We start from the raw sequence: 20,990 nt of genomic DNA, 5'->3' as shown, positions 1-20,990 counted from the left end.
TGCTCCGTACACCCATGATTGCGAAACGGCGCCGTTCCGGCGGCGAACTCGTCGCCGTCGACGTGCAGGATCTGCCTGGTCACCTTATCCGCCTCGCGCAGCAGCTGCACAAGCGTATGTGGCTCAACGACGTATCGGTCGAGATCACGTCGCCGCAGTACGGCATCCTCAACGCAATCCTCGCCGAGCCGGGCATCGACCAGAAGACGGCCGGGGAGGAGGTCGGGATCGACAAGTCCACGGTCGGCGACGTCGTCTACCGGCTCGTCCAGCGTGGTCTGGTCCTGACCTTCCGCGACCCGAGCGACCAGCGGCGCAACGTCTTGCACTTGAGCCGGTCGGGGCGGCAGGTGGTGAGCGACCTCGGGCCGAAGGTGGTGCAGATGAACCGCCGGCTCATCGCCGGCTTAGGCAAGAACGATCAGACCTCGCTCGTTCGGCTGCTCGAGGCGTTGCTGGACAGCGCGCCGGCCGACGACTGACTACCGCCCGCGCAGGAAAAGAGCGTGCCGGCCGTTGAACAGAGGATGGCGTGCTTGTCGCCTGGATCGAGGTTGGACTCGGTGATGTCGGCAATGCAGTCGGTCAGAGTGCCGCGGAACGGGTAGTCCGATCCGAGCAGGATCCGTCCGGCGCCGACCGTCTCGACCGCGCAGCGCAGCGCCGGCGCGTGGTAGGAGTTGTTGTCGTAAAACAGGCGGTGCCGCAGGTAGTGCGCCACGTCGTGCTCGGCGTCTCCATGCCCGCGGTCGACGAGCCGCTGCGTCAGGTACGGCAGCACGCCACCGAGCTGCGGGACGATCAGCTCCAGTTGCGGCACCTCGTCGAGCGTGCCGCTGAGAATGAGTTCGAGCGCGGCGATCGAGGTCTCGACCGGGACGCCGATGCCGGGGCCAAGCCGCCAGCGGTCGAGGGGCGGGCGCCACGGCTCCTGCGAGGGGTGCAGCAGCACCGGCAGCCGAGCCTCGGCCAGCGCGGCCCACACCCGCCGAAACGACGGGTCGTCCAGCCGCCAGCTCGACGAGCCTGGCGGCATGATCACCGCGGCGACGAGGTCATGGCCGGCGAGTTTGTCGAGCTCGGCCAGGCAGGCGTCCGCAAACGGCACCGGCAGCGAGGCCATCACCCGGAACCGCTCGGGCTCGGTGCTCGCCGCCGTGAGCAGCTCGCGGTTGCTCTCACAGGCAGCGGCGACCGCGATGGAGCGGGTCGGGAAGTACACGGCCGGAACCGACAGCAGCGCGGTGCCGATCCCGGCCTCGAGCATCAACGCGCTGCGGCCGGCGAGGGTGACGACAGGGGAATCGAGCGCCTGCGAGGTGAGGATGTAGTGCGCGGCAGCCCACTCCGGATCGCCCGCACCCTGCTCCCGGGCCGCGGCCGGATACGACGGCACCATGAGGTGGTGGTGGACGTCGACCCCGAACGGCCACGCACTCATGCCGGCACCATCGAGTCGGCGGCGTGCTCGATGAGCCCGACGATCACCGACGGCGGCAGGTGCTGCTCGTGGATCGACACGCCGAGCGGCCGCAGCGCGTCGGCGATGGCATTGGTCACCGCGGCGGGCGCGAGAATGGCGCCGGTCTCGCCGACGCCGCGGGGCCGCACCTCGCCCTCCGGCCCGGGCATGAGGTGGATCTCGACCGTCGGCACCTCAGCGGCGGTCGGGACAAGGTAGTCCATGAATGTCGTGGTCAGGAACTGGCCGCTCTCGTCATACACGCAGTGCTCGTACAGGACACCGGCGACGCCGTTGGCGATGCCGCCGCGGATCTGCCCCTCGACGATCCCGGGGTTGATGACGGTACCGCAGTCAACGGCGGCAACGTACCGGTCGATGCGCACCCGGCCGGTACGCGGGTCGACCTCCACGACGCAACCGTGCGTGGCGACCGTCCATTGATGCCCCGGCCATGAAAACGTCGCCGTCGCCTCCAGCGCCGGATCCATGCCCACGGGGATTCGCAGCGGACGCAAGTAGGTCGTGGCGGCAAGGTCGCCCAGCGGGATGGCCGAGGACGGGATGCCGCGTACGCCGACCAACGCGTTGCGGATTTCGACATCGCCCGGGTCGCACTCGAGCAGGTGCGCGCCGACCCGCCGGATCTGCTCCATCACCTGGCGCGTGGCGGCGAGCACCGAACCGGTCGCCATCGTGGACGCCATGCTGCCGCCGGTGCCGATCACCTTGAACGGGACGCGGCTCGTGTCACCGTAGACGAGCCGGACGTGCGAGAGAGGCACCGACATTTCGTCGGCAATGAGCTGAGCGAGCGTGGTCTCGTGCCCCTGCCCGGTCTGCAGCTGGGCGGTCTGCACCGTGACGGTGCCGTCGAGCTCCACCTTCACCGTCGTTCGCTCGGTGATGCCCTCACGACCGTTGTGCTCGATGTGCGCGGCGACGCCGATGCCGACGTACCTGCCCTCGGCGCGGGCGGCCAGCTGCCGCGCCCGCAGCTCGTCGTAGTCCAGGGCGCGGACGACGGTCTCCAGCGTCTCGACGGCGGTGACCTCGTCGAGGACGGCGCCGGTCACGGTCGTGTACGGCTGCTCGTCACGCCGGACGAGGTTCCGGCGCCGAAACTCGACCGGGTCGAGCCCGAGCTCGTGCGCCGCCTCGTCGATCAGCCGCTCGCGGACCCAGGTCTCGACCTCCCACGGGCCTCGGTAAGCGACGTAGGTGGCCTTGTTCGTGGCAACGGTCCGGCAGGTGAGATCAAAGGACGGCAAACGGTACGCGCTCGGCATGTCCTCCCGCACCGACGAGCACAGCTCAGCGGGCATGTACAGCCGGACCGCCGGATAGGCACCGGCGTCGACGGTGAGGTCCGCCCTGAGGCCCAGGATCGTGCCGTCGGCATCGAAGGCGAGCTCGGCCAACATGACGTCCTCGCGGGCATGGCCGCCGGCCATAAGGTTCTCTCGCCGGTCCTCCACCCACTTCACCGGCCGACCGAGCACCTTGCTCGCGGCGCAGACGCAGAGATCCTCGCGGGTGACGGTGAACTTCTCGCCAAACGAGCCGCCGTTGTCACGCGCGACGACGCGCGTCAGCTGGAGGGGGTGGCGGAGGAAGCGAGCGATCGCCTGGCGCAGGCTGTGCCCGCTCTGCGTGCTCGCGTGATAGGTCAGCTCCCCGCTCAAGGGGTCGTAGCTCGCGACCCCGCCGCGCGTCTCCATCGGGCACGGTGCCTGGCGATGCTGGCGGAAGGTCGCCCGTGTGACGTTATGGGCGCGGTCGAACACGCCCGCAGTGTCACCGTACGTCGCGGCGTCCTGGAACAGCTCGTTGGTGCCCGCCTCCTCGAACACCAGTGCTGCGCCGTCGCGCAAACCCTCGGCGATGCAGGTCACCGGCGGCAGCACCTCGTACTCCACGTCGACGAGGTCGCAGCCGTCCTCCGCCGTGTACCGCGAGTCGGCCACGACGAGCGCGACGATGTCGCCGACGAAGCGCACCTTTTCCGCCGCCATGGCGTCGAACTCGATCCGGCGCAACCCGGGCAGCTCGTGGAAGCTCGTGAGGCGGGTCAGGAGCTCGGCCATCTCGCGTCCGAGGAGGACGCGTTCGACGCCGGGCACGGCGAGCGCCGCTGAGACGTCCGTCTCGATGATGCGGGCGTGAGCGTGCGGGCTGCGGACGAAGCACGCGTGCAGCATGTCGGGAAGCCGGAGATCGTCGACGAACTGGCCCCGGCCGGTGAGCAGGCGGCGATCTTCGACACGCGGTACGCGTTCGCCGATATATGTTCCGACCACGGATCAACCCTTCGTTACGGCAGTTCGCGGGCACGCGACGATACCCAGGCGGTTCGGTAAAGCAGGATTTGAAGTCGGCTCATCAAGAATCTTGTTTCCTCCGCATACGGACTTTACGCTGTCTAGCAATCGCCAAACAGAGGAGTTGCTTCGCATGTCGATCTCCGCCAGGCGCTCTGTCCAGTCCGCCCTCCCGCACGACCGCATGACCGGCCGGCGCACGGCGCGCGAGCACGGCGTTTCCGAGCGGAGCAACGACGTCGCGGTAATCAAGTCGACGATCAGCGCGTGGGACCAGCACTTCGCGATCATGACCTCGCCCGCCGCCGGGCAGTACGAACTCCAGCTGGCATACGACCTCGACGAGGTCGAGCAGTTTTACGTCGAGCGGGTCAACGCGTGGTCGCTTATCACATCCTACGGGGAGAACGACGTGTACTCCCGCTGGTACAAGGTGACGGACACGCGCGGCGAGATGACCATGCACGAGACGGGTCGGGTCGAGCGCAACCACGTCGCCGTGCTCTTTCCCGCCTGGACGGACGGCATCATCGGCGAGGTCACCTGGACCGAACCCGCGTGGGCCGCCGACAGGCTCACCAAGGACGTGCGGATCGCGTTGAGCCGGCAGCTGGACCAGTTCGACGCGTCGTGGCAGTCGGGCGATCTGGACGCCCGGCTGGAGTTGGTCGAGGACGACACCTGCAGTGCAATTCGCATCGTCGAGGTCAACGGGACGCGCCGCTCGCGCATGGTGGCACGAAACAAGGCCGAACTGCGCGCGGCCTGGGCGGCAGGTGGTGCCGGCCGCACCGTCGAGTTCGAGCGGTTGACGCGGCTCACGACCACCTCGTACATATTCGCCTCCTACCGCATGGTCATCGAGTTCGAGGACCGTGCGGTCGAGCGGGAGACCGCGGCCATCTTGCCGCTCGGTCCCAACCGCCGCTTCGTCGGCGAGCTGAGCTATTCGATGGAGGTCAAGCTCTGAGCGACGCACGCGTCACCGCCGGTGACGCCACGCCACGACGAGCGCCGCGAGAAGCCCCAGGGCTGACCCGATCCGTATCGCCAGGGGGCCACGCGCGACTCGGAGGATGTCGATAGTGTCGGATCGGGCCGGGGTGGCGTCAGAGCGCACGGTCGGCTTGATTTCGGACTCCGTCGCAGCCGTACGCGGCTGCTCCGAGTCGTCCCGCCGCACTTCTTCGGCGAGGTTCGCGGCGAACTGGTCGACGATGTTTGAGCTCACGTCCGCGAGCAGGCCGCGGCCGAACTGGGCGGGGCGTCCGGTCAGGTTGAGCTCGGTCTGCACCGAGACCGCCGTCTCGGCTCCGCAGCCGGTCAGGATGGCGGTCATCGTCGCCTCGGCGCTCCCGCTGCCGCGCTGCTCGCGGCCGCTCACCTCGACGACGACGCGCCACCCGGTGACGTCCCGCTGGATAAAGCGCCCCGACCCGCGATAGGTGAGCGAGACCGGACCAGCGCGCAACTTCACCCGGCCCTCGAAGCCGTCCGCGTCGGCGCTGTCGAGGGTCGCGCCCGGCATGCAGGCGGCGATTCGGTTGACGTCGAGTAGCACCTTCCAGGCCTCGGCGACGGGGACCGGCACGGTGAACGAGTTCTCCAGCAGCATGGACTTCCTCAGAGTGGTGTCGTGGTGGTCAGTCGCCGGCCTGCGCGCGGCCCCAGGCCTGGACGGCGGCCCGGCGGGTGGCGATCTCGTCGGCCCGGCCGCCGCCCTGCGTGAGCCAGTGCCGGGCGGCGTACGCTTCGACGACCCAGGCCTCGGCGACGGTGATTTCGGCGCCGGCGTCGTACGTCTGCAAGATCGCCCGCACACCGGCCGCGTCATTCGAGACGATGGCTGTCGCGAGTTGGCGGCAGTACGGCAGCAACTCGTCATGTTCCACGACGTGATTGACCAGCCCCCAGTCGCGCGCCGTCGCGGCGTCGAGGTACCGACCCGTCGTGCTGAGTTCCTTGGCCCGACGCAGACCTACCGCCTGCGGCAGCAACACCGTCAGCCCCCACCCCGGGTGGACGCCGATCCGCATGTGCGTGTCTGCGAATCTCGCCCGCTCAGAGGCGACGAGGAAATCGCATAGCAGCGCCAACTCGAGTCCACCGGTCACCGCCGCGCCATTGATCGCGCCGATCAGCGGCTTGCGCGTCGGCGGGAGCGGTACTTGGCTCCGGTCCGGCTTGCCGACCGAGTCAGCGATGTCGTGCGCGCCGCTGGCCAGTTCCTTCAGGTCCAGGCCGGCGCAGAAGGCCGGGTCGACCCCGGTGAGGATCAGCACGTCGATGCCCGGATCCTCGTCGAGCTCCCGGATCCTTTGGGCAAGGGTTGATCTCAGCTGCGCGCTCAGGGCGTTGCGGGAAGCCCCGCGGTTGAGGGTGACGGTCGCAGTGCGGTCGGAGACGTCGACGAGGACGGGTTCGGAGCTTTCGATCATTGGTCAGCCACCCTTCCGCAGCGAGTCCAGCTGCTGGGCGGGAACCGTCAGCCACACCCGGTCGTCCTGGACCCAGGTGTCGACCGTGATGAGCGCTTGCGGCCGGGTGCGCACGGCGCTGAGGCAGTGCCCGCTGCCCAAGTCGAAGCGCCATTGGTGCGCGCTGCAGGTGATGCTCCGACCGCGTAGCTCGCCGCCGGCCAGGCTAATGCCCCGGTGCGGGCACCGGTTCTGGACCGCGAACACCCAGCCGGCGCTGTGCACAACGAGGACCTCGACGCGCGGCTCCGACAGTTCGACGACGACCCGCCCGCGCCGCCGCAGCTCGGACATCGAGCACGCATAGGTAGCACCGCCCGGCGGGGGCGCGGGTCGCTGGGGCTCGGCCGACCGGTGCAGGCGGCGGCGCCTGAGGGGGGCAAGGCTGAACCGCGGCATCCGCGCTAGGCCCTCGCGACCGCACCCGGGCGGGTGGCCATCCGGGTGAGGGTTCGGCCGGCGTAGACGATCGCGCCGCGGCCGCCGTGAGTGCAGCGCAGGACAAGCCCGGACTCGACGTCGATGTACCAGGAGCCGGCGAACGAGCCGACGGCGTCCCGCACCAGGAACAGCTGGGGCGCGCTGCACGGATTCGGCGTGGAGGTAAGCATTCGTTCGCCGCAGCACTCGGGGATTAGGGCGGCGACCGGCAGTTGCATGATGAGGACCCGGGTCGTGCAGGTCGAACACTTCAGCGTGTTTCCGGCCTGCAAATCGACCACGTAGTCGGTCAATCCGACGGCATCGAGTCGCTTATACATCCGCAGTCATCTCCCATTGCTGTCGGCGTGACGACGCTCGGGCAGACCGTAACACTTACGCGCAGATCGCGCTAGCGCACATGTTGTGCGCAATATCAGCGCGTGCACAATCGGGCCGGAGCGACGTGACTGCGTGCGTGGGGGTCAGTCGACGAACGCGAGGAGCAGGTGGTAGCGCAGTTCGGCGCGCTGATAGCTCGGGTCGAGAAAACCCATGGTGGTGAGCCCGGCGATACCTGCCTCCATCAAGCTGGCGACGCGGTCGAGCGGCGCCCGAAAACGCTGCCCAGTGACCTCGCAGACGTGCGCTAGCCAAGCAACGAAGCGCTCGTGCTGGCTGCCGAGGAACTCGGTGAAAGCTCGATGGATCGCCTCGTCACGCAGGGCTACGCCGTTGAGCGCGGTCTGCAGCTCGAACATCGGCCGGAAGGCGTCGCTGGCGGCTAGCTCACTGTGCATCTCGGCCAGACGCTTGAGCGTGCTCTTGAGCGTGCGTCCCGGCTGCACCTGAAGCATGTCCTGCGTGAAGCGATCGGTCTGGGTCTGGAATAAGGCGAGGGCCAGCTGCTCCTTCGAGCCGAACAGGGTGTAGATCGGCCGCCGCGTGAAACCGGCCCGTTCGGCAACCTCTTCCAGAGTCATCGCCTGGTAGCCCTGTTCGGTCAAGACCTCGAGCGCCGAGGCGAGCAGCAGCCTGCGTTTCGCGTCGTTCTGCTCGGCGCGCGATAGGCGGCGGCGAGGCAGCTGCACGGCGTCGGTTACCACAGGGTCGAGAACCACGAACGAAAGATTAGCACTTGCGCGTCCTTCGTATTACCGCACACACTGTGCACAAGTAAGAAGTGGGCGCTAGTTCAAAGGTGGCCACGCGGACCATCAGGGCCGCGGCGTCCGGACCCAGTCACGTCGACACTCCTTGGAGGCTGAGGGCGTATGCGCGCCGTTGCACCCGAGATGATGGGCTTCGTTTACGCGGCCAACCCGCATCGTCTCGGCGGGGGTCACCAGCACTCCAAGATCGTCCCGGCCCTGACGGGAACCGGCGACGCATGACGGTCCCACGCGTTACCCGGAACTACGTCGGCGGTCGCTGGCTCGAGTCGAGCGCGGGTGTGACGCTTCCGGTCGTGAACCCGGCGACCGAGGAGGTCGTCGCCGAGCTGACGGCGGGCTCCGTGCAGGACATCGAACTCGCGGTCAGTGCGGCGCGGTCGGCCTTCGACGGGTGGAGCGACGTTCCGCCACTTGAGCGTGGCAACTACATGGCGCGGCTCGGCGAGGCGATGCGCCACCGCAGCGCGGATCTCGCCCGGGCGATCACCGATGAGCTCGGCGCGCCCGCCGCGCTGGCCCTGCGCACGCACGTCACGTACCCGCTGTCGAAGTTCGAGCTCTACGCTCAGCTCGCCGAGACCATCGCCTGGGAGGAGCAGGTCGGCAACAGCACCGTCGTGCGCGCGCCCGTCGGCGTCGTCGGCGCGATCACGCCGTGGAACTTCCCGCTGAACCAGGCGGTCGACAAGGTGGCGGCTGCGCTGCTGGCCGGGTGCCCCGTCGTCCTGAAGCCGAGCGAGCTGACGCCGACGAGCGCCCTCGCCTTCGCCGATGCGGCGGAGGAGATCGGCCTGCCGGCCGGCGTACTGAACGTCGTCAACGGCATCGGTGGGAGCGTCGGCGATGCCCTCGTGCGACACCCATACGTCGACATGGTGTCCTTCACCGGATCGACGTCGATCGGCAAGCAGATCGCGGCGGTGGCCGCAGCCCGCGTAGCCCGCGTCGGGCTCGAACTCGGCGGCAAGTCGGCGGCGATCCTGTTGGACGATGCCGACCTCGACGGCGCGGTGACTGCGGTCGTGCGGTCCTGCTTCCTCAACAGCGGCCAGGTGTGCACGGCGCTCACCCGGCTGCTCGCACCGCGCAGCCGGTACGCCGAGGTGGTCGAGCGTGCCCGCGCGCTGGCCGAGGCCTACACCGTCGGTGATCCGAACGACGACGTCGACCTCGGTCCGCTGGTCTCCGCCGGGCAGCGTGATCGCGTCCGCAGGTACATCGAGCAAGGACTCGCCGAGGGCGCCCGGCTTGTCGCCGGAGGCCCGAACGCACCACCCGGGCTCGCTCGCGGGTACTACGTGCGCCCGACTGTCTTCGCCGACGTCACCAGCCGGATGCGGATCGCTCAGGACGAGATCTTCGGGCCGGTTCTCGCGGTGCTCGCCTACGACGACGAGGGCGAGGCGGTACGAATCGCAAACGACTCCCCGTACGGCCTGTCCGGCGGGATCTGGTCGGCCGACGTCGGCCGGGCGTGCCGACTCGCGCGCCGGATCCGCACCGGAACGGTGAAGGTGAACGGTGCCTCCGGTGAGGCGGTCCCCTTTGGCGGCTTCAAGGAGTCCGGGCTCGGCCGGGAGCACGGCCGTTACGGCGTCGAGGCGTTCGTCGAGCTGCAGACCATCAACCGCCCGGCGGCGCGATGATGCCGGGGTCCGTGGTGGAGCTGTTCGGGTTGGCCGGTCGCACGGCCGTCGTCACCGGGGCGTCCTCGGGGCTCGGGGTCGCATTCGCCGTCGCCCTCGCCGAGGCGGGGGCCGACGTGGTGCTCGCGGCGCGTCGTGCCGACCGCCTACGGGAGACCGCAGATGCCGTCGAGCGGCTCGGTCGCCGCGCCCTCACCGTGCAGGCCGACGTGGCCGCGCCGGAGGACAGTAAGAAGGTGGTCGATGCGGCCCTCGCCGAGTTCGGCACGGTGGACGTCCTGGTCAACAACGCCGGCGTCGCCAGCTCCCGACCAGCCACCCGCGAGACTCCGCAGGAGTTCCGCGCCGTGATCGACGTGAACTTGAACGGCTGCTACTGGATGGCTCAGGCGTGCGGCCGGGTCATGCGGCCGGGCAGCAGCATCGTCAACATCGGCAGCGTCCTCGGCATCACCACAGCCGGCCTGCCACAAGCCGCGTACTCCGCGAGCAAGGCCGCGCTGGCGGGACTGACCCGCGATCTCGCCCAGCAATGGACCGGCCGCAAGGGCATCCGGGTCAACACCCTCGCGCCGGGGTTCTTCGCGAGCGAGATGACCGACCAGTACGCGGAGGGATACCTCGCGGGGCAGCTCGGCCGCGTGCTGGTCGGGCGCACCGGGGACCCGCGGGAACTGGCGGCGGCCTTGATCTTCCTGGCCAGCGACGCCGGTGGCTACGTCACCGGGCAGACGATCGTGGTGGATGGCGGATTCACGATCACGTGACCGGCGCCGAGTTCCTGCGCACCAGCTCGTTGAGTGGGCAGTGGCGGGTTGAGTAGGCAGTTAAGGCCACCCACTCAGCGGAATACGCCCACTCAAGAGGGAGGGGGACGAGCAACCGGGCACGCGGATACGAGCAGACGGCTGATCAGACCGGCGCGACGGCGTCCCGGCCGATCTCCACCAGCAGGTCGCTCACCCGGTCGATGGCGGACAGGAACGGCGAGTGTCCGGTGGACAGCTCCACCGACCGCGTGCATCGCTTCGCCCATCCCCGCTGCAAGTCGGGGTGGATCGTCAGGTCATCGGCGCCGACCACGTACGTCGAGGGCCGGACGCGCCAGGCGACGGCGTGTGGGCGATCCTCGACCCAACCAAGCGGCTGCGGCCGCAGCCGCGGCAGCGCCCAGGAGACCGTCTCCGGTGAGCAGTCGCCGTAGAACGCGCGCGCGGCGACTTCCGGAGCGATCGACATCAGGCCGTTCTTGTCGTACGTCGCTCCGTCGGTGATGCGGGGCCGGGGCCGCGGGCCGCCCTCGTCGGCGAGCTCGGCCTCGGGAGCGAGCACGTCACTGGCCGATTCGTGGCCGTCCGGCATGAGCGCGCAAAGGTAGACCAGGTGCACGACAGCCGGGTGAACGCCAGCCTCGGTAATCACCGACCCTCCGTATGAGTGACCGACCAGGACGACCTGCCCGGCGCAGGCGTCGAGCACTTGTTGCACCGCGGCTGCGTCGGCGTGCAATCCGGGGCGCGGGAGCACCGAACTAGCGTGGCTGGGTAGGTCGACGGCGACAGCGGCCACCCCGCGCGTCGCGAGGGCGGCCACGAGGGGAGCGAAGCACCAGCCGCCGTGGAACGAGCCGTGCACCAGCACGACGGTGGGACCGTCCATGCCCTACTCGGACCGCTCGCCGAAGACCAGACACCGCGGTGCGCGGGCCGAAATCGGTGCCGCCGCTGTATCGAGCTCGCCGTCGACGCCGATGCTAAGCATGGCGAGGTTCCCAGAGTAGGTGTTGCCGACCAGCAGGAACCGTCCGCTGGGGTCGACCGCGAGCGCGCTCGGCCCCTTGCCCAGCGCGGGATGGAAGCCGGCGATCTGCACCCCGCCGCCGTCGTCGAGCAGGCAGGTGGTCACGCAGTCGCTGCCGCGGTTGCCGACGTAGAGGAAGCGGCCGTTGGGGTGCAGCTTGATGTCGGAGGTCTTGTTGTCACCCGCATACGACTCGGGTCTGGTGAGGTAGGACCCGAGCAGGTGCGTCGGGACGCCGTCATCGGCGGCGACGACGTACAGCCGGGAGTCGGCCTCGCCGACGACGTACACGTACCGGCCAGACGGATGGCACGCCATATGGCGCGGCGCGCTGCGCTCGGGGAATGCGATGTGGGCCGGCGGGTCGTCGGTGAACACGCCGTCAGCTGCCGTGCGATAGACCGTCAGCTCCTCCAGCCCGATGTCCGTGACCAGTAGCGCGTTGCCGCTGACGGTGAAATGCGACTCATGATGCCGCGAGAAACGCTTGGAGCCGGTGGCCACCTGCCCGCGCACGACCGGCTCAGCGTGCGTGACCCTGCCGTCGTCGTCGAGGTGCAATGCGGTGAGTGTGCCGTCCGAGTAATGCGCGACGTACGCGAGCCGCCCGCTCGGATGCACGCTTACGGCGATCGCGAGATCGGCGCCGGTGTCGACCGCGAACCGCCAATCGAGGGCGCCGTCGGTGATGTCGAACGCCGAGAGCCGGCTCGGCCGGGCCATCTGGGAGGCGTAGAGCAGAGGCAGTTTCGGGTGCAGGGCAACGTATTGCGGGTTCGCGATGTCAGAGGTGTACGCCTGCTGGAACGCCAGCGCGCCGGTTTGGTCGTCGAACTCGAAGACCTCGAGGCCGTCGGCCAACTCGCCGCCGGCCGGGTAGCGCTTCCCGTCGATGAACGGGGACGGCCTAGGGGCGCCGACATCGGCTCCCTTATTCGCCCACCAGACGTTGCTGTCCGCGCGCAGCCGCTCGACCTCTTGCACGAAGTGCTTCGTGAAGGTACCGGCGTAGACCTGCCAAGTGGTCATGGACTCCGACATTCGTGCGGGTGGCGAGCGTTGTGGTCGTTCCGGTGCACGGACCGACCAGCTCGGCATGTATTCGTATTCAGGATACGTCCCGGGTGGCGCCCGGGCAAGGTAGGTGCTTGACGCAGCCAGGAGCTCATGGCTAGGGTATGAATACGATTTCAAGAGGAGATTTTTGCATGGCCGACCCCGGGGTCCCTCCGGTGACCCTTGACCTAGATGAGCCGCTGATCGCCGTCGCCGCAGACGCCCCGGTCGCGTCGAAGAAGGATCACCGCGACTTTCGCGTCCGGCAGCACCGTGAGGAGGGCGACGAGTTCGGCCGGGCCCAGAGCCGCGGCTCGGTCGGACTGTTCAACGAGCTGACCAAGATTGACGACGTGTCGCGGAGAAGTCGTCGCCGAGAAGCTGCGAGCCAACGTCGCGAGGGCCGCTCACTGGGACGTCAATGTGCGACTCGTCGACATGGATGGGTCCAAGGCCGCGCCCGGCGCATCGGCGCGAGCACGCTGCGGACGCTGCGCAAGCCGATGATCACCCGACCGAGGGACTGGACTGTGATCGCGCCCACCCTGATGTTCGCCGCCTACCAGTTCGCTCCTGCATGAGCTGCCTTCGGGTCTCTCAGATTCCATGGCGCTCTCGGCTCAGGACGAGCTTCGCATCGGCGAATTGGTAGTGCGCTATGCCGCGGCGGTCACCGCAGGAAATGCCGAGCAGTGGGGCAGCACCTGGGCGAAGGATTCCACGTGGCACCTGCGCACCAAGGCGGTGACCGGCCGAGACTCGATCGTCGCGCTGTGGCGCCAGCTGCTTCCGATGTACGAGTCGATTCTCCAGCTGGTTACGCGCGGCCGTCTAGCGGAGGCCGGCGGTGTTCACGGGGAGTGGCAGGTAGTCGAGATTCTGCGCCGCGCCGGAAGCGACCACGACTGCTTGCAAGTGATCACCTACAGCGACCGGTACGTGCGGGAGGCGGAGCAGTGGCTATTCGCTGAGCGCCGCCTCAATGTCCGCTATCGCCGCGAGATGCCGGCCGGCGAGTTCCTCGCGCAGAGCCCGGCCCGATAACCGCGCGCCCGGTCCTTGCTAGTAAAGGAGACGAGAGAAATGTTCAAACCCGAACCTGGGCGGCGCTATGACATGCCCGTCGTCTTCGGCCCCTCGGATATCGGGGCGCAGGCGACCTATGGCGAGACGCGAATGATCGCCCACGCCTTCCTGACGGACCCCGCGGCGCTCGAGCCGCTCGTCCCGTATCACTTCACGCTGGCCGAGCCCGCGAAGGTCACGGTGATCGGCCGCACGCACACCGACGTCGACTGGTTGGCAGGCCGGGGCTATCGCAGCGTCCGTATCTCGATCGATGTCCTCGGCCGTGACGGCGAGCAGGTCATCAAGGCTCCTTACGGCCTCGTCGTCTGGGAGTCGGACCCGCACCCCGTGATTTCCGGTCGCGAGTACCTCGGGATCTCGAAGATGGTCGGCGAGATGCCGGACCATGAGTACGTTCCCGGTGGCGCCGCGTTCGAGTGTTACGAGTACGGCACGCGGCTGCTCCGCGTCACCGCCTCTGGCCTCCAGCCGGTGCTTCAGCGGGAGCCGAGCAGCGGAAGTGACTCCATTACCTTCGGCTGGAAGTTCATCCCGGGGCCGCGCGGCGTGGTCGACGTCGACTATCCCGTGAAACAGGTGTCCCGATCACGGGTCACGTCCATGTCTACAGGTACGGGAAGTGTCGTCTGGGACGCACCGACGTGGGATCAGTGCCCGTTCTCGGCCCGGATCATCGGGACGCTCGCCGCGCTGCCCGTGCTGGAGGTGCTGCCGGCGACGGTGACAGTCTCGGCCGCGTCACAGCTGGATCGCGCGGCCTCTTCGCGGCTCGACTGATGTCGCAGGAGAGTGCCGCGGACGCTGGCGTGCGATTCGACGGCCGGGTCGTCATAGTAACGGGCGCAGGGGCCGGTATGGGGCGTTCGCACGCGAAGCTGCTGGCCGCGCTGGGTGCGCGAGTGGTCGTCAACGACATCCGAAACGCTGGGGCGGTCGTCACGGAAATCGAGGCGACCGGCGGAATCGCGGTTGCCGACGGTCACGACATCTCGACCGACAGCGGTTCAGAGGGCCTCGTCACGGCGGCCGTCGAGCGGTTCGGCCAGGTCGACGCGTTGATCAACAATGCAGGCATCGCAGTGCACTGCGCGTTCGCGGACACCACCTACGATCTCTTCGACCAAACGATGCGCGTCAACACCTACGGTCCGTTCTTCGCCACGAAGTACGCGTGGCCCTACTTGCGGAGCAGCGGCACGGGGCGCGTGGTCATGGTCGCGTCGAAGGCCGCCGTGATGGGTGGCGCCCACGATCTTGTCCACTACGGCGCCTCGAAGGGCGCTCTGCTGGCGATGACCCGGCAGCTCGCATTCGAGGGGGCGGCCGAAGGGGTGGCGGTGAACGCAGTGCTCCCGACGGCGTTGACCGGCATGGCCGGCGACGGTGGCGATGATCTCGATCAAGCCGTGCGCACGCATGCGCTTGCGCCGCACATGGCCGAACGGCTCGGCGTCGACCTGGCCGACGCCGCGCGGCTCGCCGAGCGCTCGACGTCGGTCGTGTCGGCGGTGGTCGCGTGGCTGTGCCATCCGGCATGCCCTAGCAACGGCGAGTTCTTCAACGCGATGGCGGGCGAGGCGAGCCGGCTGACCTTCGCCTTGGGCACGGGGTTCAGTGACCCCGAGCTCATCGTCGACGTCGTGCGCGACCACTTCGAAGTGATCACCTCGATGGACAGTCACACTCTGATGCCCTCCATCGCAGTGCGCTGATCCGTTCGGTTCTGTTGTCTTCTCATGTGTGGTGACAACCCGATCAGCTTGACGTTTCGAAGCGGCCACCGCTAGCGTGAATACGATTTCATTTCGGCGCCGTGCTGCTCCTTCGACTAGGTGGATGACCAAGAACAGTGGTACACGAACTATCGTCCGTCGTCGGCCCGCCGCCGCTCGTCGAATCGAGCCCCTCGTCTTGCGGCCTCAGAATGCACGTCGGTGAGCGCCGGGAGATGCACCTCCCGGCGCACGTCGCGCACGGCGACGGCTCGGTCTCCGACCTAAGCGAACTCCTCCGCCGATGGGGTGTTGCGGGGCGGACGGCGTTCGTGGTGAGCGACCGCTTCCTCATCGACCGCGGACTGGCCGACGGTTTGCTCGGCAGCCTTCAAAGCTCGGGTTGGCGCGTCGAGGTGTTCGCAGAGCCTGCGGGGGAGCCGACACTCAGCGATGCGGTCGAGGTGGTCGAGGCAGCGCGGGGAAGTGGGGCTGATGTCGTCGTCGGCTTCGGCGGCGGCAGTGTCCTCGATCTCGCGAAGGTCGTTGCGCTGCTGCTCGCCAACCGCGGCGACATCGCCGACCACCTGAGTGCTACCGAGCGGCTGAAGCCGGCGAAGCCGCTCGTGCTCGTCCCGACGACCGCTGGCACTGGGGCTGAGGCGACCCGTGTCGCCGTACTCAGCGATGGCGTGCGCAAGCACGTGTTGAGCCATCCGTCGCTCGTGCCACTCGGCGTCGTCCTGGATGCCGCCGTCATCGCCGACTTGCCGCCGCACATCACGGCCGCCACTGGCATGGATGCGCTGGCGCACGCCGTCGAGTCGTCACTGTCTACGAGCAGCACCCCACTGACCGCAAGCATGGGGCTGCGCGCGGCGACACTGCTCATGCACTGGCTACCGGTCGCCTACCGCGACTCGGGGAACCTCGAGGCCCGCCGGGCGACGCTGTACGGGGCGTTCCTCGCGGGGATTGCGCTGAATGCGGGCGTCGTGGTCGGCCACTCCATGGCCTACACCGTGGCGAATCGCTCCAAACTCGCGCACGGAGTCACCTGCGCGATGGCGTTGCCCTTCTGCGTCGCGTTCAACGCAGCGGCCGCCTCGCCCGATCTGCTCTTCCTCGGTGCGGTCATTTCAGGCGCCTCGCCCGGCCACTTCGCCGGGGCGGCCGCCGCGATCGCCGAGCTCGCGGCGTCCTTCGGCATTCCGTCGACACCGCTCGCCGCAGGTATCTCGGAAGCCGAGTCGGCTGCCATGGCACACGAATGCACCACCGTGTACCCCCGCCCGACCAACCCCGTCCCGATGGCCTCGTCTGCCGTCCAGGCGCTGTACGCCGCGTGGTTTCGCGGCGACCTCGAGGCTGCCGCGCGAGCTGCGGAGCTTTCGAATTGAAGACCATCACCCATCGCATCGGAACCCGTGCGGAAGCCGGTGCCGCTCCGGACGAGATGGACGATCTCGACCCGTCCGATCAGCGGCGAGTGCTGGCGCGCTACGCGCCACTGTCGGCCGCGCAGGCGCGAGAGCTGGTCGACATCGTCGCGGAATCCTCGCGGTGGCGGCGGACTCCGGCCATCGAGCGCGGAGCCGTGCTACTGCGCGCCGCCGCGATCCTGCGCGAGCGCAAGGAGCAGTTCGCGGAAATCATCGCCTCCGAGAACGGCAAGGTGCTGCGCGAGGCCCGGGTCGAGGTGGAGAAGAGTGCTGACTTCTTCGAATTCTATGGCGCGCTTGCGCGCTCGGCGCAAGGGACACTGCTTGCCGACGCGCGGCCTAACTCTCACGCCCGCGTGCTCACGGAACCGATCGGTCTCGTCCTGGCGATCTGCCCATGGAACGACCCCCTCCTGACCCCAGCGCGCAAGCTTGCCCCAGCGCTGGCGGCGGCAAACCAGGTCCTGCTCAAGCCAGCCCGCGATACCCCGTTGGCCGCGCTGATCCTCGAGGACGTGTTACGTGACGCGGGGCTGCCGGACGACGCACTCGGCGTGCTCGTCTGCACTCCGAGCATTCTCGACGAGACGGTTCTCGACGATCGCCGACTGGCCGGGGTGACGTTCACCGGGTCCAATGCGGTGGGCAACGCGCTGCGAAGCCGGCTGGCGCCCAGGAACGTCCGGCTGCAAACCGAAATGGGCGGGAAGAACGCGGCGATCGTCGCCGACGACGCGGACATCGACCTCGCGGTCGAGGCGATCCTCGGCGCTGCCTTCGGACAGGCCGGCCAGCGATGCACCGCGACGAGCCGTCTCATCGCCTGCGCGGGCGTACATGACCGGCTGATCGACGAGTTAGCGCGGCGCGTTACCAAGATTGCCGTCGGCCCGTCGCTCGATCCAGCCACCGCAATGGGCCCGCTCGTCACCCTCGACCACCGGGCGTCCGTGCAGGGGCAGGTCCACTGCGCCATCGACGCCGGTGCGGAACTGCTTGCCGGCGGCTCGGTGCCCGACAAGCCCAACCTCGCCCACGGTTGCTTCTTCGCGCCCACGCTGCTGGCCGGCGTCGGGCCGGGGACGGCGCTGTGGCAGGAAGAGGTGTTCGGCCCGGTGCTGGCCGCGTGGCGCGCCGAGTCGGTGGACGAGGCGATCGCGCTGGCGAATGCCTCCGCGTACGGGCTCTCCGCGTCCGTGTTCACGACCTCACTGGCGACGGCGGAGCGGGCGATCGCTGAGGTCGACACCGGCCAGATCGCGGTGAACCTGCCGACCTCGGGCTGGGACGTCCACCACCCATTCGGCGGGTTCCGGGACTCCGGTTCCGCGTTCAAGGAGCAGGGCGTGCAAGGGTTGCAGTTCTATACCCGGGTGAAGACCGCGGCCGTACGATTCGGCTGATCAAATGCGCGTCTTCTCGCCGGTCGCCGACTACTGCATCATCGGCGCCGGCATCGTCGGCCTCGCGGTTGCGCGCGAGTTGTTGCTCACCCGGCCGGGCTACTCGGTGGTAGTACTGGACAAGGAGTCGACGGTCGGCGCGCACCAGACCGGACACAACAGCGGCGTGGTCCATGCGGGGCTGTATTACAAGCCCGGCTCGGCTAAGTCGCAACTCTGCCGCCGCGGCGTCGGCCTGCTTCGCGAATTCTGCGCCGAACACGGACTGGCCTACGACGAGTGCGGCAAGCTCGTCGTCGCGCGTGACCTGCACGAGATGCCGGCTCTGGAGAGGCTGTTCGAGCGCGCTACCGATGCCGGCGTGCCGGGCGTCCGGATCATCGGCCCGGCCGCGGTCCGGGCGAGGGAGCCGCACTGCCGTGCCTACGCGGCGTTGCTCTCGCCCTCAACGGCGATCGTCGACTTCGGCGCGATCACCCGCGCGATTGCCCAGGATGTTTTGCGGCTCGGCGGCGAGATACGCCTCGGCTGTCAGGTGCAGGCAATCGGGGATCGCGGGGATCGCGTCGAAGTCGGCACGACCGGCGGCCCGGTCATGGCCCGCCGGTTGGTCATATGCGCGGGACTGCAGACCGATCGCGTCTCACGGATGGCTGGTGGCAGCCGCGGCCCGCAGATCGTCCCCTTCCGCGGCGAGTATTACCACCTGCGCAGGGATCGCGCTGTGCTGGTCAACGGACTCATTTATCCGGTGCCCGACCCGCGCTACCCCTTCCTCGGAACGCATTTCACCAAGCTGATCGGCGGCGCTGGCGTATCGGTCGGCCCCAACGCGGTTCTGGCGCTGGCCCGGGAAGGCTATCGGCGCCGCGATGTCCGCCTCGCGGACGTAGCCGAACTTGCAGGCTGGTCCGGGACCTGGCGTATGGCCCGCAGCCACTGGCGCACCGGCATCTACGAACTCGCTGGCTCGCTCCTCAAGTCGCTGTTCGCCCGGCGCGCTCGCTCATACATCCCTGAGCTACGGACGCGCGATCTAGTCCGTCCAGGCGCCGGCGTGCGGGCTCAGGCCGTATCTGACAGCGGCGCGCTCGTCGACGATTTCGTTATCGAACGGCACGGTCGCGTGCTATCGGTGCGCAATGCGCCCTCGCCTGCTGCCACGGCCAGTTTCGCGATCGCGCAGTTCATCGTGCAACGACTCGGCGCTGGCTGACTGCGAGCGACCCCCATCGGGGAAGTGCGTTCGAGAACGTCGGCACCCTTACGCCCCATGATCGTCTTCGGGCGGCGGTGAGCCCGCGGTGCAGCACTGCCTCCAGTACGGTTAGTTTGCCGGCGCGCCGCCCCCTCGCCGAGTACGTCGCAGCCTCGATCCACACACGCCCGAGGTCGACGCCCGGCGTGAAGGCGGGATAACCACGGTCCGCCTCAGCCAAGGAGGACGAGCCCCGAGCTGGGAACTCAGGCCGAGTGCGCTGTGGACCAGACTCAGCGCACTCTTGACGGTCTGCGTCCCGGAACGTAGCCTTGAATACGATTGCAATGACCACACGATCGTCTTTCGTCGAGTGCCGTGCCGGGTCGCAGAAGCTCCAAGGAACTCTTGCGACAGCCGCCCGCGCTTGATGAGGCGCGGCGTCGTTTTGCTCTCCTGCCGTGCCAGACGCTCCCAGGAGCAAGCTCGTCACGCGTACCTCGCGGTAGAGCGCGCCCACGTAAGGGACTGCTATGACGCCAGATGACGAGAAGTGCGGAACGCTTCAGGTGCCCGCGCGCGACATCCCGGTTCCGGCATCGATTAGCCCTGAAGCCCAGGCAATGCTCGCTCGCGGCATCCCCGGCCCGATCCCTGACTGGCCACCGACGAATGACATCGAGGGATGGCGGTCGAGGATAGCCGCAGTGGACGAGCAACTGAGAACGCTGGTCGCTGCAGGCGCCGGCGATCCGACCGGAGCCGGTCAGAGTCGCACGGCCGATGTACAGATTGAAGACGTCGACATCGACGGCGTGACCGTGTACGTGGTTACCCCTCGGGGCTTGAACGCCGATGACCGGCGCGTGTACATGGACATCCACGGTGGCGCCTGGATGATGGCTGGCGGGGATATCTGTCGCGCTGTTGCGGTGGGAACAGCTATGACGGTTGGCGCCCAAGTTTGGGCAGTCGACTACCGCATGCCACCCGATCACCCGTACCCGGCCCCGCTGACCGACTGTCTCAAGGTCTATCGAGCAATTCTAGAGGTCCGCTCGCCACAGGACATCATCATCGGCGGGGTCTCTGCCGGTGCCAATCTTGCTGCCGCGCTGGCCCTACGCGCGCGGGATGAAGGGTTGGCGTTACCGGCAGGCGCCGTTTTATCCACTCCGAGCACTGACCTGACCGGGGCTGGTGACACCTGGCGGACGAACGAAGGTATCGACACGGTGTTGGTCGGAGATGCCCTAACCGCCGTCGCGGTGTATGCCGGCGGCCATGATCTGTGCAATCCATACCTATCACCGCTGTTCGCAGACTTCACGCAGGGCTTCCCGTCGACCTTGCTGATATCTGGCACACGTGATCGTCTGCTGTCCGACACCGTCCGTCTGCACCGCGCACTTCGCGCGGCTGGCATCCCTGCGGACCTGCACGTCTTCGAAGCGCAAGGCCACGGAGGCTTCCTCGGTACCGCTCCAGAGGACCGCGAGCGAGCGGGCCAGATTCGTAGCTTCGTTGATCGACAGTGGGGGCACGAAAGCCCGTGAGCCGACCCGCAGCGCCCGCCGCCACCGACCAGCGGGATCGGTCGTGCTGGATGGTGAGCGACCCAGCTAGAGCGCGATCGTCCGGACTCCTTCACCTGCGGCTCGATGGCAGGCGATCTCCTCCCGTGCCGAAAAGACAGGCGCCGCGCACCAACCCGCCGAAGTGACTGCCACGCGACCCGCCCGAACCGGCCACGACCAGTTGCACCATTCCCCGCGGCAGACGCAATCGA

General features: G+C 68.3%; 21 protein-coding genes. 12 read left to right on the top strand and 9 right to left on the bottom strand.

The genetic code is table 11. The annotated features are described in order from the left end of the window. Positions 1 to 14 precede the first annotated feature (14 nt). Positions 15 to 482 (top strand): MarR family winged helix-turn-helix transcriptional regulator, encoded by a 468-nt coding sequence (locus M6B22_RS06775; RefSeq protein WP_269445005.1) that lies wholly within the window; start codon positions 15 to 17, stop codon positions 480 to 482. Here the strand turns inward: M6B22_RS06775 and M6B22_RS06770 are convergent. Further along, on the bottom strand, positions 422 to 1,441 hold the full coding sequence (locus M6B22_RS06770; RefSeq protein ID WP_269445004.1) for an amidohydrolase family protein: 1,020 nt from the start codon (positions 1,439 to 1,441) through the stop codon (positions 422 to 424). The genes M6B22_RS06775 and M6B22_RS06770 overlap by 61 nt on opposite strands. Further along, positions 1,438 to 3,762 (bottom strand): xanthine dehydrogenase family protein molybdopterin-binding subunit, encoded by a 2,325-nt coding sequence (locus M6B22_RS06765; RefSeq protein ID WP_269445003.1) that lies wholly within the window; start codon positions 3,760 to 3,762, stop codon positions 1,438 to 1,440. Before M6B22_RS06765 ends, M6B22_RS06770 begins: the two co-directional genes overlap by 4 nt. Positions 3,763 to 3,916: 154 nt before the next feature. On the opposite strand from M6B22_RS06765, the gene M6B22_RS06760 reads away from it, so the two are divergent. Then, complete coding sequence (locus tag M6B22_RS06760) at positions 3,917 to 4,753, top strand: hypothetical protein (protein ID WP_269445002.1); 837 nt, start codon at positions 3,917 to 3,919, stop codon at positions 4,751 to 4,753. A 12-nt stretch (positions 4,754 to 4,765) separates the two neighbouring features. On the opposite strand, the gene M6B22_RS06755 is transcribed toward M6B22_RS06760, so the two are convergent. From M6B22_RS06755 to M6B22_RS06735, 5 genes are all read right to left on the bottom strand, one after another. Continuing rightward, positions 4,766 to 5,398: an SRPBCC family protein gene (locus tag M6B22_RS06755; RefSeq protein WP_269445001.1), complete on the bottom strand. Its 633-nt coding sequence runs from the start codon at positions 5,396 to 5,398 to the stop codon at positions 4,766 to 4,768. A 28-nt stretch (positions 5,399 to 5,426) separates the two neighbouring features. After that, positions 5,427 to 6,221: an enoyl-CoA hydratase gene (locus M6B22_RS06750; RefSeq protein ID WP_269445000.1), complete on the bottom strand. Its 795-nt coding sequence runs from the start codon at positions 6,219 to 6,221 to the stop codon at positions 5,427 to 5,429. Between the two features lie 3 nt (positions 6,222 to 6,224). Beyond that, entirely contained in the window at positions 6,225 to 6,554 is a 330-nt protein-coding gene (locus M6B22_RS06745; RefSeq protein ID WP_269444999.1) for a Rieske (2Fe-2S) protein, read from the bottom strand. Positions 6,555 to 6,664: 110 nt separating this feature from the next. Beyond that, positions 6,665 to 7,021 (bottom strand): hypothetical protein, encoded by a 357-nt coding sequence (locus M6B22_RS06740; protein WP_269444998.1) that lies wholly within the window; start codon positions 7,019 to 7,021, stop codon positions 6,665 to 6,667. A gap of 144 nt (positions 7,022 to 7,165) precedes the next feature. Further along, the gene (locus tag M6B22_RS06735; RefSeq protein ID WP_269444997.1) at positions 7,166 to 7,801 is read right to left on the bottom strand and encodes a TetR/AcrR family transcriptional regulator; all 636 of its coding nucleotides are present in this window, start codon (positions 7,799 to 7,801) and stop codon (positions 7,166 to 7,168) included. Positions 7,802 to 8,070: 269 nt separating this feature from the next. Between M6B22_RS06735 and M6B22_RS06730 the strand changes: the two genes are divergently transcribed. Next, positions 8,071 to 9,501 (top strand): aldehyde dehydrogenase family protein, encoded by a 1,431-nt coding sequence (locus M6B22_RS06730; RefSeq protein ID WP_269444996.1) that lies wholly within the window; start codon positions 8,071 to 8,073, stop codon positions 9,499 to 9,501. After that, positions 9,501 to 10,268 (top strand): SDR family NAD(P)-dependent oxidoreductase, encoded by a 768-nt coding sequence (locus M6B22_RS06725; RefSeq protein ID WP_407935593.1) that lies wholly within the window; start codon positions 9,501 to 9,503, stop codon positions 10,266 to 10,268. The genes M6B22_RS06730 and M6B22_RS06725 overlap by 1 nt, the downstream gene beginning before the upstream one ends. A 145-nt stretch (positions 10,269 to 10,413) precedes the next feature. On the opposite strand, the gene M6B22_RS06720 is transcribed toward M6B22_RS06725, so the two are convergent. Together M6B22_RS06720 and M6B22_RS06715 are read right to left on the bottom strand one after the other, a co-directional pair. Further along, entirely contained in the window at positions 10,414 to 11,160 is a 747-nt protein-coding gene (locus tag M6B22_RS06720) for an alpha/beta fold hydrolase (protein ID WP_269444994.1), read from the bottom strand. Between the two features lie 3 nt (positions 11,161 to 11,163). Then, on the bottom strand, positions 11,164 to 12,330 hold the full coding sequence (locus tag M6B22_RS06715; protein WP_269444993.1) for a lactonase family protein: 1,167 nt from the start codon (positions 12,328 to 12,330) through the stop codon (positions 11,164 to 11,166). Positions 12,331 to 12,509: 179 nt separating this feature from the next. Here M6B22_RS06715 and M6B22_RS06710 point away from each other — a divergent pair, with 179 nt between their 5' ends. The 8 genes from M6B22_RS06710 (at position 12,510) to M6B22_RS06675 (ending at position 20,757) form a co-directional block, all read left to right on the top strand. Continuing rightward, positions 12,510 to 12,938: a hypothetical protein gene (locus M6B22_RS06710; RefSeq protein WP_269444992.1), complete on the top strand. Its 429-nt coding sequence runs from the start codon at positions 12,510 to 12,512 to the stop codon at positions 12,936 to 12,938. 25 nt (positions 12,939 to 12,963) lie between these two features. Further along, positions 12,964 to 13,401, top strand: coding sequence for a nuclear transport factor 2 family protein (locus M6B22_RS06705; protein WP_269444991.1), 438 nt, complete (start codon positions 12,964 to 12,966; stop codon positions 13,399 to 13,401). Positions 13,402 to 13,440: 39 nt separating this feature from the next. Then, positions 13,441 to 14,223, top strand: a complete 783-nt coding sequence (locus tag M6B22_RS06700; protein ID WP_269444990.1) for an acetoacetate decarboxylase family protein — start codon at positions 13,441 to 13,443, stop codon at positions 14,221 to 14,223. A 29-nt stretch (positions 14,224 to 14,252) separates the two neighbouring features. Next, a complete protein-coding gene (locus M6B22_RS06695) occupies positions 14,253 to 15,158 on the top strand; it encodes an SDR family NAD(P)-dependent oxidoreductase (protein ID WP_269444989.1) in 906 nt (301 codons plus the stop codon). A gap of 212 nt (positions 15,159 to 15,370) precedes the next feature. After that, positions 15,371 to 16,558, top strand: a complete 1,188-nt coding sequence (locus M6B22_RS06690) for an iron-containing alcohol dehydrogenase family protein (protein WP_331459796.1) — start codon at positions 15,371 to 15,373, stop codon at positions 16,556 to 16,558. Further along, complete coding sequence (locus M6B22_RS06685; RefSeq protein WP_269444988.1) at positions 16,555 to 18,003, top strand: aldehyde dehydrogenase family protein; 1,449 nt, start codon at positions 16,555 to 16,557, stop codon at positions 18,001 to 18,003. The genes M6B22_RS06690 and M6B22_RS06685 overlap by 4 nt, the downstream gene beginning before the upstream one ends. A gap of 4 nt (positions 18,004 to 18,007) precedes the next feature. Next, positions 18,008 to 19,219 carry an L-2-hydroxyglutarate oxidase gene (gene lhgO / locus M6B22_RS06680; protein ID WP_269444987.1) on the top strand — a complete coding sequence of 404 codons (1,212 nt, stop codon included), beginning with the start codon at positions 18,008 to 18,010 and terminating at the stop codon, positions 19,217 to 19,219. Between the two features lie 689 nt (positions 19,220 to 19,908). After that, positions 19,909 to 20,757, top strand: coding sequence for an alpha/beta hydrolase fold domain-containing protein (locus M6B22_RS06675; RefSeq protein ID WP_269444986.1), 849 nt, complete (start codon positions 19,909 to 19,911; stop codon positions 20,755 to 20,757). Positions 20,758 to 20,990 lie beyond the last annotated feature (233 nt).

Origin of the sequence: Jatrophihabitans cynanchi (assembly GCF_027247405.1) — a bacterium.
Taxonomy (GTDB): domain Bacteria; phylum Actinomycetota; class Actinomycetes; order Mycobacteriales; family Jatrophihabitantaceae; genus Jatrophihabitans_B; species Jatrophihabitans_B cynanchi.
The sequence above is the reverse complement of the archived record's forward strand: the minus strand, read 5'-3'. Positions and strand labels throughout refer to the sequence as shown.